Below are 13933 nucleotides of genomic sequence, written 5' to 3' on the forward strand. Positions count from 1 at the left end.
ACCGGGAGTTCCGGTCGGGCGCCACGGTCCGGCGGCGGTGTCCGTTCAGTCCGCGGGCCGCTCGGACGCCAGCAGTTCCCGGAGTTCGTCCATCGCCTCCCGGAGTCGGTCGGCGAACGTCCGCATCTGCGCGGCGACCGCCGACGGCGTGCTCAGGTAGAGGTTGAACCGATCGGGAAGCAGCACATAGGCGACACCGATGCACTGGCTGCTGGTCGACCCGAAGCCGAAGTACTGGATATTGACGGACGGCGCGGAGCTCGTGCTCAGGTAGTCGTCCCGCATGGTCGACCAGCCCGGCGTCCGGTACAGCGCGGGCTGCTCGGTCACCCCGAGCTCGGCCCCCCGTCGGCGCTGGATCAGCTCCAGCTCCCACAGGTGCTGCTCCGGCACCTGCCCGGCCTGGCACGCCTTCGCGCGCGCCACATGGGCCTCCGTCGCTGCCCGGAACGCGGCGCGCCGGGTGTCCGCGTCCGCAGCCGGGTCCTCCATCGCCGCCACGAAGGCCACCATCTCGGTGGTGACGACGCGCATCGCCTCGGTCCGCCCGTGCCGGTACTGCCGGGTCGCGATCGACTCGTACGTGGCGCCCAGGTGACCCTTGGCGCGCTGGTGGGCGAGCTGGTAGGCGGCCTGGACGAACGCGTCCGGCGAGACCCCCAGCGCCTTCGCCGCGCTGCTGCCGAAGTCCGCGAACGACAACGTGCTGGTCGCGGTGTTCTCCCCGTACGCCGCGAACGCGTCGGCTGCGGAGCGCGCCTGGTCCCGCAGCGCGTCGTCCAGTTCGAACACGATCGGCTCCAGCGCCGGCAGCCCCTGGGAGCGGGCTCCGGACTGCCGGGACTGCTCCTCGGCCGGGGTGTCGAGCAGGGCGTCGGTGAAGGTGAGGATCGTGGTCCCGTCCAACTCGCAGTGCTCGACGTTGATGCCCGCCCGTCCGTCGGCGAAGACGACGAAGGTCACGGCCTTGTCGAACCAGCGGTTGCCGCGGTCGCCGTACAGCAGCTGGTCGCAGGCGTCCTGGACGTCCGCGGGGGCGAAGTCCTCCAGAGCGACGCAGAACAGCGCGGTCTCGACATCGTCGAGGGCGTCGGCGTTGCGGGGGTGGCAGGCGAGAAGGGACTCCCGGGCGGCCGCCCACTCCGCGCGGGCCATGGTGGTGAGGTGGCCCACCGAGGTGTCCGCGCCGGCCGGGTCGGCCTTCATCACGGCGCGCAGCCCCGCCTCGATGTCATCCAGGCTGTGCGGGACACCCTCCGGACCCAGCACGTCCAGCCGGAACATGCCGCCCCGGAAGAACACCACGACGTGCCGGGCCTCGGACGGGCCCGGCCACTCCTCGGTGTTGGGGGCGCGGACGGTGTCCTGCTGCGCGCCGGGGATACGCGTGCTGGAGAACAGAAACTTGTTCTGCACCATCGACTGAGGTGCTCCGCGCTGCACCACCGGTGGGATCAGCCCCTGATCGAGCTGCCGCTTGTAGTTGAGGGCCCCGGCGACGAGCCCGGCCGCCCGCTGCACCTGCGCCTGGTCGGAGTCCTTGAACAGGAAGAAGAAGTTGGCGTTGAGGGCGATCCGGTCCCGGCGGCCCAGGTAGCGGTACGGCCAGAAGGTGTCGAGCCAGCTGTGCACGCCCTCCGTGGCGTCGTATTCCTCCAGCGCGGCATGCAGCACCCGGCCGGGGCCACCGGGTCGGAGGAAGGCGGCGACCTCCGCCTCGGTCGCCGACCGCTCGTCGGCGGTCAGCAGCGGCGTACACCAGGCGAGAAATCGCTCGCAGCTCGCGTCCAGCGTGGGTAGCGGCACGCGCGGGAGGCTGTCCTCCTGGGCGAAGGTCGCGTTGCCTGACGCATCCTGACTGGTCTTCAACTCTGTTCTCGATTCGGATCGTCGGTACCTGTGATGTCGTACGGCCGGGAAAGGTAGAGCTGTGCGTACAACCAGCCTTCCGCCTCCAGGCCCCGTGGATCCACCCCTGCGGCCGACATGCTGTCGAGCACGAGCGCCTGCTCCTGCGGGGAGGCGAACCGCCGCTGTCTGAACACCTCGTCGACGCGGACGGTCCGGTAGCCCAGACTCGCCAGCGCCCGCTCGACGGGGTCGAACGGGAACATCCGCAGCACGAAGTGCGCCATCCAGGGCCGGCGGACGCCCTGCGCGCGGACGACTCGCGTGAGCGTCCGTTCGGTGACGTAGCCGACGCAGCCCGTCGAGATCACCAGGTCCGTACCCGCGAGCTGGGCGCGCTGTCCCGGTGTGGGCTCGTGCTCCTCCAGGTCGGCGTGCACCACATCGTCGAGGAACCCGGCCTCAAGAGCGTAGGACAGCGCGCTGCCGGAGGTGTCGAGGCCGACGAAGCGGATCGCTCGCGGGGGTTGGCGTGACCGGGCCAGCTCCCGGTCGCGGGCCAGCAGTGCCTCGCGGCTCTCGCTCGCACGGTCCTCGTCGCCGTAGCGCGCGTACAACTCGTCCATGGACGCGTCGTACTTCAGCAGGGCGGCGTTGATTCCGTACGAGCAGCCGATGTCCAGCACCTTCGGCACCGCGACGTGCCGGGACTCCCGGTACTCCGTGATGAGCTTGGCGAAGTAGGGCTTGGCCTGCTGCGGAACGGCATAGTCGAGCGGGCGCAGCGCCGTGAAATAGGAGCGCGGATCGGGCTGGTCGTAGATGTGGTCGAGTGAGACTTTTCCGGTCACGTCGAAACGCACAGGGCTTACTCCTCCGTGGGATCGCACAGGGGGGAAACGGACTACGGCGACTACGCGTTCTCGCCGCCCGCCAGGACCTGTCCTAGTCCAGGAGCCGGTCGCCGCGGACCGCCCGGCCCTCGGCCGCCAGGTGCTCGGGCAGCACCCGGCCGAAGAGCTGCCGGGTCCGTTCCACGCTCCCGATGACGCCGGGGCGCTCGCTGTAGGCGAATATCGCGGAGTGGCGCGCGACCTCGCCGCGCACCGGGCTCACTCGGTGCAGCGAGTAGCGCCCTTTGAACAACTGCAGGTCACCCGGTTGGAGGGGGAGGCGCCGGGTCAACCGCTCGCCCCGGCCGTCCACCACGTCCCGGACGTCGTCGAAGTTCTCGTCCCGCGCGGTCCGGATGTTCGGGCAGTACTCGAAGACGCCGCCGGCCTGCGCCTGCTGGGTGAGCATGCTCACGGTGAACTCGTTGGTGTCGAAGTGCCAGGGGTGCTCCATGCCCGGCGCTACGACGTTGAGAACCAGCCCGGAGAGCGGGTCCGCCAGTTCGTGCAGCTCCGGCAGTTCGAAGCAGCGGGCGACGAAGTTCCGGAACACCGCGTCGGAGTAGAGCCGGCTGATGAGGGAGTCCGCGGGGATGCGGTCCCGCGCGACGAACGCGTTGCCCCGCTCGAAGGTCTTCCGGCCCGGATGGTCCTCCGGCAGCGCCGAGTCCACCGCGATGTTGTAGACGTTCACCGTCTCGACGTCGTGGTGCGCCCGGGGGGCGATGGCCGAGCACTCCTGCCGCAGCACATCGCGCAGCGACGGGCGGATGAAGTCCGGCAGCACGGTGCAGCCGAGAGCCGACAGGTCGCGCCGGGCGCGGGAGAGCACGGCCTGTCCCTGGGCGCTCGCGAGTTCCGACAGGGGATAGCGAGCCGTGTCGACCACCTGATCAAGCGTCAGGGCTTCCAAAGAGCGCATTCGATCCTCTCCACGTGCGGGCGGCACCTCTCGTCGGTTCCCTCGCCGGCCCGCGGTTCCGCTTCTCGCGCACACACGGGACGAGCGAGGCAATCCGTGCGGTCGGCCGGACCTCACTCTTGGCTTGTCGGTAACTCGGCTGGCAGGAAGGGCACTTGAAGTTCCCACAGCGGCGCTGTGTTGTCTGTGACACGTCACACTGCCCAACTGTGTGCTCCAGCATGCGTTCGTGGGGTCGACACGGGCCGACCGATCTGCACATCGCCGGAAGAGCGGCGAGGGCGGACCCCGGTCAGGGGCCAACGCCCGAAGGGTGACGCTCGGGTGCAGCGGCCCTGGCTACTCTCCAGTCACTTGACCTGCGGAAACGATCCGAGCGGGTTACTTTTCGCGAGTGGATACGCGGGACGGCGATCGCTGGCTAGAGTCGTCGCGTCACAGCTGGTTGTGGGGACAACCAAAGCGCTCTTGCGTAACGTCCTGGGGAGGGCCTGCAGCACATGAGTCGTCGCTCTACCGGTTTTGTCGGCGTGTGGGCCGAGGTGCAACGGCAGCAGCAGCGGCAGATGGAAGCCGAAGCCAGACGGCGGAGACAAGAGGCTCAACAAGCGCGGGCCTATCAGCGGCGAGCTGCCCAGAGTCACCGTGAGTACAGACAGGCAGAGGCGCTGCGTCGTACGGAGGAACTGGACGCACAGGTCGCGTCCCTGCAAGGGCTCCTCGCCGCCGGCTGCCAGGCTCCGGCTTTCCGGGCTTCCTCGCTCTCGCGACCCGAGGAGGTCCAGCCCTTCGCCCCGGGACCGTTGGCGCAGCCCGTGCCCATGCCGGATTTCCAGCAGTACCAGACCCAGAGCGGTTGGACCGCGAGCCGCCGGGCTCAGGCTCAGGCCGAGGCGCGGGTGCGTTTCGAGCGGGACTGGCATGCTGCCCAGGCTGCGGAGACGCAGAGGCAGCGACAGCTGGCGTCGTACGAGCGGGAGTACCAGCAGTGGGCGGACGCGGAGCTGGCCGAGGTGCGTGCGCACAACTCAGGCGTCACCGCGGTGACCGAAGGCGTGAGGCACCGAGATCCGGATTCGGTGATCGAGTACTTCTCCGCCGCTCTCTACGCCTCGACGGCCTGGCCTGAAGGTTTCCCGCGCCAGGTTGCCGCGGCTTACGACCCGGCGGCGCGGCAGTTGGTACTGGACTGGGAGTTGCCCCCTTACAGCGTCGCCCCGGAGATCAAGTCCGTCCGGTACATGTCGGGAGTTGATCAGGACAAGGAGACGCCTCGTCCGGTGGGCCGGCGTCGAGCCTTGTACAGGGAGGTTCTCGCGCAATGCGTGCTGCTCGTACTGCACGAACTCTTCGCCGCCGATGAGCTGGGTGCGCTCGAGTCGGTGGCCTTGAACGGGTTCGTGGACGGACATGACCCTACGACGGGCCGGCCTGGCCGTATCTTCCTCGCAACGGTCATGGCCCCGCGTTCTTCGTTCCGCGACTTGCACCTGGCGCAAGTGGACGCGAGCAGCTGCCTCGCGGACGCACTGCGCGGACAGCTCTCCGCCCGGCCGGATCAACTCACGCCGGTCCGGCCGAGTCGGCTGCCGCAGGATGTCGGGAACCGCGTCGTCGCACACGGCGGCGACGAGGAACCGGACCTGTACGCCATGGATCCGGTCGCGTTCGAGAATCTCGTCGCGGACCTCTTCCGGGCCATGGGGATGCAGGCGGTGACGACCCAACGCTCCAACGACGGCGGTGTGGACGTCGACGCGCTGGATCCGACGCCGATCCGCGGCGGCAAGATCGTCGTGCAGGTGAAGCGCTACCGCAACACGGTGCCACCGACCGCCGTGCGTGACCTGTACGGCACTGTTCAGGACGCCGGCGCCAACAAGGGTGTCCTGGTGACGACGTCAGGATTCGGTCCCGGCTCGCACACCTTCGCCAACGGCAAGCCGCTGGAACTCATCGCGGGCACCGAGCTCGTCGACCTGCTGCACCGCCACGGGCTCCGTGGGCGACTGGGCGAGGGGGGCCGTCCAGCGACAAGGCAGCCGACGCCGTCGGGTCCGGGCACTCACCTGCCCGACGACTACAACGTCCTGGGCATGTCGTGGACCGGAAGCGTCGCGTTGGACGTGTGTGCTCTCGTCTGCCGTGGCAACCGCGTCCTCAGCGACGACCACTTCGTCTTCTTCAACAACCCGCGGACACCGGACGGCTCCGTGCGTGCCCTTCCCGCCGCTGCGCCGGACAAGGCCGCGATCTGCGTCTCCTTCGACGGGTTGCCGGAGGAGGCTGATCGGTTCGTACTCGTGGCGGCCGTCGACCCAGAGGTCAACCCGGACGCCGATCTCTCGGGCTTCACAGATGCCCGCATCCGTCTGCTCGATCCCGCGATGGCCGAACTGGGACGGCTTGAGGTCTCCGACGGCCGGCCCGGCGAGACTGCCTTGGTGCTGGGATCCTTCCGTCGAAGGCCCAACGGGGACTGGGACTTCGTCCTCGGCGGCAAGGGCTACACGGGCGGCTTGGAAGCCCTCGTTCAGGACTACGGCATCGACGTGGAGTAGAGCGGCCCGGGTCCGCGGGCCGCCCGCCGGAAGTGGGTCTCAGGAAGGCTGACGCGCGTCCCGAACGGGACGGCAGAGGCTGGAGGCGCGACCCAGGAAGTTGCTTTCAGCGAGGCGCTGCGAGCAGCTTGCCGCCGAGCAGGCCGTGGGCCGTGCGGACGGCGGCCACCGACCAGGCGGCCACCAGCAGGACGTACAGGGCGACCGCGAGCGTGTCGAAGGCGGCCAGACCGGTGTGCCGGGCCAGGCCCTCCGCGCCGGTCACGCAGGTCCCCACGGGGAAGGTGAACGCCCACCAGGTCATCGCGAAGCCCATGCCCTGACGGCGGGCCCGTACGACCATCGCGACGGCCAGCGCGAGCCACAGCAGCGCGAATCCCAGCACGGGGACGCCGTAGAGCACGGCGAGGAGCGCGAAACCCTGGTCGAACGGGGCGGGCATCACCCCGGGCGCCGCGTCCGCGAACTTGCCCACCGCGGTCGTCGACTGGCCCAGCGGGCCGAGCACCAGGAAGAGCGTCGGGGTGAGCGCGAGCGGCAGCGGGCCCGAGGTGACCAGCCGGGCGAAGATCACCGGCAGCATCACGAAGGTGCCCAGCAGGCTCAGGCCGAACATCGCGACACACGCGAGGAGCAGCGTTTCCCGGGGCTGCCCGGCCGGCAGGTGGGGAACGAGCAGGGGACCGAGGGCGGCCGACACCATCGGGGCGACGATCGGCAGCAGCCACACCGGGGACGCCTGGCCGGGCTCTATGCGATGCCGTACGACCATGAGGTACGGGACGGTCACGGCCGCGGCGAGTCCGATCACCGTCCCGGCGGTGAACAGCACGGCGTCCACGGCGACCGCCGCCGGTGTCCCGATCCAGTCCCGGCCGACGAGCAGGGTGCCGCCGCCCACGGCGAGCAGGGCCATCGACAGGCACCCGTAGAAGGGCGCCACGGCCGGGTCGAGCAGGTGGGCGCGGGCCTGGTCGCTGTGGTGCCTCCAGTGCAGGGCGCGGGCGGCGAGCAGCGCCACCAGCAGGGTGAGCGAGAGGGCCCACACGACGGCGCAGGCGGTGCGCAGGCCCGGCACGTGCCCGGGCAGTCCCGCTCCGGCCGTGGCCACGATCGCGGTGCCCATCACGGAGGCGTACCAGTTCGGGCCGAGATGCCGGACCGCGGCGATGGCGCGGTTCCGCGACGCACGCGGGGTCTTCGTGTCGCGGAGGGTTCCCGCCTCGTGGGCGGTGAAGGGCTGGGCTGCGGTGACCATGGCTCCACGGTCGCGGGCCCGTCGACTCCCCACCAGGGAGTGCGCGCCTATGACGACATAAGCTGGGTTTATGAGTAGCAGCAGTGCTGAGGATCGCCCCGGCGCCGGGATCGCGCACCGGGTGCCCGATCTCGGCGCGCTCGAACTGCTGCTGGCGGTGGCGCGCCTCGGGAGTCTCGGGCGCGCCGCACGTGAGCTGGGGATCACCCAGCCGGCGGCCAGCAGCCGCGTCCGTTCCATGGAGCGGCAGCTCGGGGTGGCGCTCGTCGACCGCTCACCGCGCGGGTCGCGGCTCACCCGTGAGGGAGCGCTCGTCACCGACTGGGCGCGGCGGGTGGTGGACGCGGCCGAGGCGTTCGACGCGGGGGCGCAGGCGCTGCGGGACCGGCGTGACTCGCGGCTGCGGGTGGCCGCGAGCATGACCATCGCCGAGTATCTGCTGCCCGGCTGGCTGATCGCGCTGCGCGCGCAGCGTCCGGACACCGCCGTGTCGCTGCTCGCCGGGAACTCGGCCGCCGTCGCCGAGCGGCTGCTGTCCGGCGAGGCGGACCTCGGCTTCGTCGAGGGGCTCTCGGTGCCGTCCGGTCTCGACGCGACGGTCATCGCGCACGACCGCCTGATCGTGGTGACGGCGCCCGGTCATCCCTGGGCGCGCCGTCGTGCACCGCTCGGAGCGGCGGAGCTGGCCGCCACGCCGCTCATCCTCCGGGAGGAGGGGTCGGGCACGCGTCAGGTCCTCGACACCGCGCTCGGCGGGCTCGCCCGTCCGCTGATCGAGCTGTCCTCGACGACGGCGGTCAAGGCCTCCGCCGTCAGCGGCGCCGGACCCGCCGTCCTCAGTGAACTCGCGCTCGGCGAGGAGCTCTCCGCCCACCGTCTGGTGAGCATCCCGCTCGCCGACGTCCGGCTCGCCCGCGCCCTGCGGGCCGTCTGGCCCACGGGTCACCGTCCCACGGGGCCGGCCCGCGACCTGCTCTCCCTGACGCGAGGCGCCGCGTAGCCGCACGTACGTTCTTTTCGCCCCCTCGCCCCTGCCCGTCCCGTCGCGGGGGCGCTGCCCCCGGCCCCCCGCTCCTCGGACGCCGGAAGGGCTGAGATTCAGCCGGACAGGGCCGTTCAGGACGCCGCCGTGACCAGGCCCCGCATCACGCGCAGGTCGTCGTCCATCTCCGGGTGCCACTGGACGCCCAACGCCCAGGCAGGACCGGGGAGTTCGATCGCCTCGACGGTGCCGTCCGCCGCGTGCGCGGAGACCAGGAGGCCGGTACCGAGGCGGTCCACCGCCTGATGGTGGTGGGTCGGCACACCGCACGGCTCCGGCACGAGACCGGCGTACAGCGTCCCCGGTACGGGCGTCACCTCGTGGTGCCCGAAGACCCCGGTGTCCTTCAGATGCCCGTCGAGGTGCTGGACGAGTGTGCCGCCCAGGGCCACGTTCAGGAGCTGCTGGCCCCGGCAGACGCCCAGGAGCGGGGTGCCGGAGTCCAACGCGGCCCGGATCAGGGCGAGTTCCCAGGCGTCGCGCTCGGGAGCGGGCGGGCCCGTACGCGGGGAGCGCTCGGCTCCGTAGCGGGCGGGGTCGACATCGGGGCCGCCCGCGACGACGATCCCGTCGAGCCGGGCGACGGTCGCGGGCGCCAGCGCGGGATCGTCCGGCGGCAGCATCGCGGCGAGTCCGCCCGCCCGCTGCACGAGCCGCGGATAGCCGGCCGGCAGCAGGGCCGCCGGAAGCTCCCACACGCCCCAGCGCACCCGGGACTCCAGATACGTACTCACGCCGATCAGCGGCCTGTCCACGCTGTTCTCCCTCGGATCCGGTCGCCACGACGCCCATGCGACCTCAATGGAAAGGTCTCATACCTTTGCGGGGTGGGAGAGGGAAACGCATCGGGCTCCTCACCCGTCCCCTCGGGCCAGGAACCGCTCAGGCCAGGAACCCGCGCAGCAGCGCCGCCGTGCCCGCGCAGTGCTCGCGCATCATCTCCCGCGCCCCGTCCGCGTCCCCGTCGAGGACCGCCTCGACGAGGGCGGTGTGCTGGCGCTGGGAGTGCTCCAGGTTGCGGACGAGGAGCGGGATGCAGTCCAGGAGGTCGTTGACCGAGGCGCGGACCGCCGCGTACCGCGCGGTGAGGGAGGGGGAGCCGCACAGTTCCGCGAGGGTGAGGTGGAGCATGGTGTCCAGCCGCCGGTAGTCCGTCAGCGGGGCGTCGTTCGTCCGGGCCAGCGCCTCGCGCAGCCGGCCGGCCCGCTCCGCGTCGAGGCCGTGCGTCGCGCACAGCCCGGCCGCGCCCACCTCCAGGACCTCGCGGAAACGCAGTACGTCCTCGATGTCGACCGCGGCGACCCGGCGGCGCAGCTCGTGCTCGCCGGGTGTGTCCGTGCGCGCCAGCACGAAGGTGCCGCCGTAGCGCCCGCGCCGCGACTCGACCAGACCCTGGTCCTGGAGCACCTTCAGGACCTCGCGCAGCGTCACCCGGCTGATCCCGAGCCGCTCCGCCAGCTCCCGTTCCGCGGGCAGCCGTTCACCGCCCGGCACCAGGCCGAGCCGGACGATCTGGAGGATCTGCTCCAGCGCCTCCTCGAAACCGTTGCCCGCCCGCACCGGCCGCAGCACCGGCGTCAGCCGGTCGTCCGCCCCGCGGTCGGGTTCCGCCTGCGTCATCCGGTCGCGCCCCCTTCCCAAGCAATGGTTCTCCGCAATACCTTATGGCTCTCGGCTGACCCAAGGAGGCTTTTCCGGTGGCAGACCGCACACCCCCGCTCTCCGTCGAAGAACTGCGCCGTCTCGTCGAGGCCGGGGACATCGACACGGTCGTCCTGGCCTTCCCCGACATGCAGGGGCGGCTCCAGGGCAAGCGGTTCGCCGCGGCCTTCTTCCTCGACGAGGTCCTGGAGCACGGCACGGAAGGCTGCAACTACCTCCTCGCCGTCGACACCGACATGAACACCGTCGACGGATACGCCATGTCCTCCTGGGACCGGGGCTACGGCGACTTCGCCATGCACCCCGATCTCGGCACCCTGCGGCGCGTCCCCTGGAACGAGGGCACCGCCCTGCTCATCGCCGACCTCGCCTGGAACGACGGCTCCCCGGTGGTGGCCGCGCCCCGCCAGATCCTGCGCCGCCAGCTCGACCGCCTCGCCGCACTCGGCTACACCGCGCAGGTAGGCACCGAGCTGGAGTTCATCGTCTTCAAGGACACCTACGAACAGGCCTGGGACACCGGCTACCGCGGGCTCACCCCGGCCAACCAGTACAACATCGACTACTCGGTCCTCGGGACCGGCCGCATCGAGCCCCTGCTGCGCCGCATCCGCAACGAGATGCAGGCCGCCGGCCTCACCGTCGAGTCCGCCAAGGGCGAGTGCAACCCCGGGCAGCACGAGATCGCCTTCAAGTACGACGAGGCCCTCGTCACCTGCGACCAGCACGCCGTCTACAAGACCGGCGCCAAGGAGATCGCCTCCCAGGAAGGCGTCTCGCTCACCTTCATGGCGAAGTACAACGAGCGCGAGGGCAACTCCTGCCACATCCACCTCTCGCTGGCCGACGCGGACGGCAGGAACGTGATGGCCGGCTCCGCCGAGGACCCCGGCGGCATGTCCGAGGTCATGCGCCACTTCCTCGCCGGACAACTGGCCGCCCTGCGCGACTTCTCGCTCCTGTACGCGCCCAACATCAACTCGTACAAGCGTTTCCAGCCCGGCTCCTTCGCGCCGACCGCCGTCGCCTGGGGGTACGACAACCGCACCTGCTCGCTCCGCGTCGTCGGCCACGGCCGCTCGATGCGCTTCGAGAACCGGCTGCCCGGCGGCGACGTCAACCCGCACCTGGCCGTCGCCGGACTCGTCGCGGCCGGCCTGTACGGCGTCGAGCAGAAGCTGGAGCTGCCCGAGGCGTGCGCCGGCAACGCCTACACCTCCGCCTACGCGCACGTCCCCACGACCCTGCGCGAGGCCGCCGAACTCTGGGAGAACAGCCCCATCGCCCGGGCCGCCTTCGGGGACGAGGTGGTCGCCCACTACCGCAACATGGCGCGCGTCGAGCTGGAAGCCTTCGACGCCGCGGTGACCGACTGGGAGCTGCGCCGCTCCTTCGAGCGCATGTGAGGCCCCCTTGCCGCACCCGCACGACCACGAACTCCGGGTACTGAACCCCGCCACCGAAGAGGTCGTCGCCACCGTCCCGGCCGCCACCGCCCAGGACGTCGGGGACGCCGTCGTACGGGCCACCAGGGCGCAGGCCGGCTGGGCCGCCCTCGCGCCGGCCGACCGCGCCCGGCTGCTGCGCCGCTTCGCGGCCGTCGTCGACGACCACATCGAGGAACTGGCCCGCCTGGAGGTCCGCGAGGCCGGCCACACCCTCGGCAACGCCCGCTGGGAGGCGGGCAACGTCCGTGATCTGCTCGACTACGCGGCCGGGGGAGTGGAGCGCCTGACCGGCCGCCAGATCCCCGTCCCGGGCGGCCTCGACATCACCCTCCTCGAACCGCTCGGTGTCGTCGGTGTCATCGCGCCCTGGAACTTCCCCCTGCCCATCGCCGCCTGGGGCACCGCGCCGGCCCTCGCCGCCGGGAACGCCGTCATCCTCAAACCCGCCGAGACGACCCCGCTGACGGCGCTGCGGCTGGCCGAACTCGCCCTGGAGGCGGGCCTGCCGGAACACCTCTTCCAGGTGCTGCCGGGAACGGGCCCGGTCGCGGGCGACGCGCTCGTCGGACACCCCGGCGTCGCGAAGATCGTCTTCACCGGGTCGACCGCCGTCGGCAAGCAGGTGCTGGCGAAGGGCTCCGCCCTCCTCAAGCGCGTCACCCTCGAACTCGGCGGCAAGAGCCCCAACATCGTCTTCGCCGACGCCGACATCGAGGCCGCGGCGGCGGCCGCCCCCATGTCGTTCCTCGACAACTCGGGCCAGGACTGCTGCGCCCGGACCCGCATCCTCGTGCAGCGCTCCGTCCACGACCGCTTCCTCGAACTCCTCGCCCCGGCCGTCCAATCCGTCGTCGTCGGCGACCCCGCCGACGAAGGGACCCAGATGGGTCCGCTGATCTCCAGGACCCAACTGGAGCGCGTACGGTCCTACGTCGACGCCGACGCGCCCGGTATCCGGGGCAAGGCGCCCGAGGGCCCCGGTTTCTGGTTCGCGCCCACCGTCCTCACCGGCGTCGCGTCCGACGCGCGCGTGGCCGTCGAGGAGGTCTTCGGACCCGTCGCCGTCGTGCTGCCCTTCGAGGACGAGGCCGACGCGATCCGGCTCGCCAACGCCACCGACTACGGCCTGTCCGGCTCCATCTGGACCCGCGACGTCGGCCGCGCCCTGCGCGTCTCCCAGGCCGTCCGGGCCGGCAACCTGTCCGTCAACTCCCACTCCAGCGTCCGCTATTGGACCCCCTTCGGCGGCTTCAAGCAGTCGGGAATCGGCCGCGAACTCGGCCCGGACGCCCTCACCGCCTTCACCGAGACCAAGAACGTCTTCATCAGCACGGAGGGCCCCGCACAGTGACCGCAGACACCCCAGAGACCAGCTGCCGCCGCCTGGTCGGCCGTACCGCCGTCATCACCGGCGCCGCCAGCGGCATCGGCCTCGCCACCGCGCGCCGGCTCGCCTCCGAAGGCGCGCACGTCGTCTGCGGCGACGTCGACGAGCGGGGCGGCAAGGCCGTGGCCGAGGAGGTCGGCGGGATCTTCGTCCAGGTCGACGTGACCGACCCCGAGCAGGTCGAGACGCTCTTCAGGACGGCGTACGACACCTACGGCTCCGTCGACATCGCCTTCAACAACGCGGGCATCTCACCGCCGGACGACGACTCCATCCTGGACACGGGCCTGGAGGCCTGGAAGCGCGTCCAGGAGGTCAATCTCACCTCCGTCTACCTGTGCTGCAAGGCGGCCATCCCGTACATGCGCCGCCAGGGCAGGGGCTCCATCATCAACACGGCGTCCTTCGTGGCCCGGATGGGCGCGGCGACCTCGCAGATCTCGTACACGGCCTCCAAGGGCGGGGTGCTCGCCATGTCCCGCGAACTGGGCGTCCAGTTCGCCCGGGAGGGTATCCGGGTCAACGCCCTGTGCCCCGGCCCCGTCAACACCCCCCTGCTCCAGGAGCTGTTCGCCAAGGACCCCGAGCGGGCCGCGCGACGGCTGGTGCACATCCCGGTCGGCCGGTTCGCCGAGGCGGACGAGATCGCGGCGGCCGTGGCGTTCCTCGCCAGCGACGACTCCTCCTTCGTGAACGCCACCGACTTCCTGGTGGACGGAGGCATCTCGGGCGCGTACGTCACGCCCCTGTAGGCCGTCCTCCGGTACGGTCCACAGGGGCATGCGACACCGACGATTCCGGCCGTACCGGCACATTTTCGCGTGGACCCTGGCCGCGGCCGCCACCCTGGCGGCCGCGCCCCCCACCCCACCCCCCCCCCCCCCCCCCGCCCACCCCCCCGCGCGCAGCCCC

11 protein-coding genes are annotated in these 13933 nt (G+C 71.3%); 5 read left to right on the top strand and 6 right to left on the bottom strand.

The annotated features are described in order from the left end of the window. Positions 1–45: 45 nt before the first annotated feature. The 3 genes from ACFWBT_RS18680 to ACFWBT_RS18690 all read right to left on the bottom strand — a co-directional run bounded on the left by ACFWBT_RS18680 (position 46) and on the right by ACFWBT_RS18690 (position 3663). Positions 46–1806 (bottom strand): choline/carnitine O-acyltransferase, encoded by a 1761-nt coding sequence (locus ACFWBT_RS18680; RefSeq protein ID WP_385701503.1) that lies wholly within the window; start codon positions 1804–1806, stop codon positions 46–48. Positions 1807–1865: 59 nt separating this feature from the next. Further along, complete coding sequence (locus tag ACFWBT_RS18685; RefSeq protein ID WP_385701504.1) at positions 1866–2711, bottom strand: class I SAM-dependent methyltransferase; 846 nt, start codon at positions 2709–2711, stop codon at positions 1866–1868. A gap of 82 nt (positions 2712–2793) precedes the next feature. Then, positions 2794–3663, bottom strand: a complete 870-nt coding sequence (locus ACFWBT_RS18690; RefSeq protein WP_385701506.1) for an arpA protein — start codon at positions 3661–3663, stop codon at positions 2794–2796. A gap of 500 nt (positions 3664–4163) precedes the next feature. Between ACFWBT_RS18690 and ACFWBT_RS18695 the strand changes: the two genes are divergently transcribed. Beyond that, positions 4164–6224 (top strand): restriction endonuclease, encoded by a 2061-nt coding sequence (locus ACFWBT_RS18695; protein ID WP_385701508.1) that lies wholly within the window; start codon positions 4164–4166, stop codon positions 6222–6224. Between the two features lie 106 nt (positions 6225–6330). On the opposite strand, the gene ACFWBT_RS18700 is transcribed toward ACFWBT_RS18695, so the two are convergent. Beyond that, a complete protein-coding gene (locus tag ACFWBT_RS18700) occupies positions 6331–7482 on the bottom strand; it encodes a TDT family transporter (protein ID WP_385701510.1) in 1152 nt (383 codons plus the stop codon). Positions 7483–7552: 70 nt separating this feature from the next. On the opposite strand from ACFWBT_RS18700, the gene ACFWBT_RS18705 reads away from it, so the two are divergent. Continuing rightward, positions 7553–8482: a LysR family transcriptional regulator gene (locus tag ACFWBT_RS18705; RefSeq protein ID WP_385701513.1), complete on the top strand. Its 930-nt coding sequence runs from the start codon at positions 7553–7555 to the stop codon at positions 8480–8482. Between the two features lie 116 nt (positions 8483–8598). Here ACFWBT_RS18705 and ACFWBT_RS18710 read toward each other — a convergent pair whose 3' ends face one another. Continuing rightward, complete coding sequence (locus ACFWBT_RS18710) at positions 8599–9279, bottom strand: gamma-glutamyl-gamma-aminobutyrate hydrolase family protein (RefSeq protein ID WP_385701516.1); 681 nt, start codon at positions 9277–9279, stop codon at positions 8599–8601. 127 nt (positions 9280–9406) lie between these two features. Further along, positions 9407–10144, bottom strand: coding sequence for a FadR/GntR family transcriptional regulator (locus ACFWBT_RS18715; protein ID WP_385701519.1), 738 nt, complete (start codon positions 10142–10144; stop codon positions 9407–9409). A 77-nt stretch (positions 10145–10221) separates the two neighbouring features. Here ACFWBT_RS18715 and ACFWBT_RS18720 point away from each other — a divergent pair, with 77 nt between their 5' ends. The 3 genes from ACFWBT_RS18720 to ACFWBT_RS18730 are packed head-to-tail and all read left to right on the top strand — an operon-like array spanning position 10222 to position 13773. Continuing rightward, on the top strand, positions 10222–11592 hold the full coding sequence (locus tag ACFWBT_RS18720) for a glutamine synthetase family protein (protein WP_385701522.1): 1371 nt from the start codon (positions 10222–10224) through the stop codon (positions 11590–11592). Positions 11593–11599: 7 nt separating this feature from the next. After that, the gene (locus ACFWBT_RS18725) at positions 11600–12985 is read left to right on the top strand and encodes an aldehyde dehydrogenase family protein (protein WP_385701523.1); all 1386 of its coding nucleotides are present in this window, start codon (positions 11600–11602) and stop codon (positions 12983–12985) included. Continuing rightward, positions 12982–13773, top strand: a complete 792-nt coding sequence (locus ACFWBT_RS18730; protein WP_385701525.1) for a 3-oxoacyl-ACP reductase — start codon at positions 12982–12984, stop codon at positions 13771–13773. The genes ACFWBT_RS18725 and ACFWBT_RS18730 overlap by 4 nt, the downstream gene beginning before the upstream one ends. Positions 13774–13933: the final 160 nt, after the last annotated feature.

The sequence above is a fragment of the Streptomyces sp. NPDC060027 genome (assembly GCF_042737005.1).
Lineage (GTDB): Bacteria > Actinomycetota > Actinomycetes > Streptomycetales > Streptomycetaceae > Streptomyces.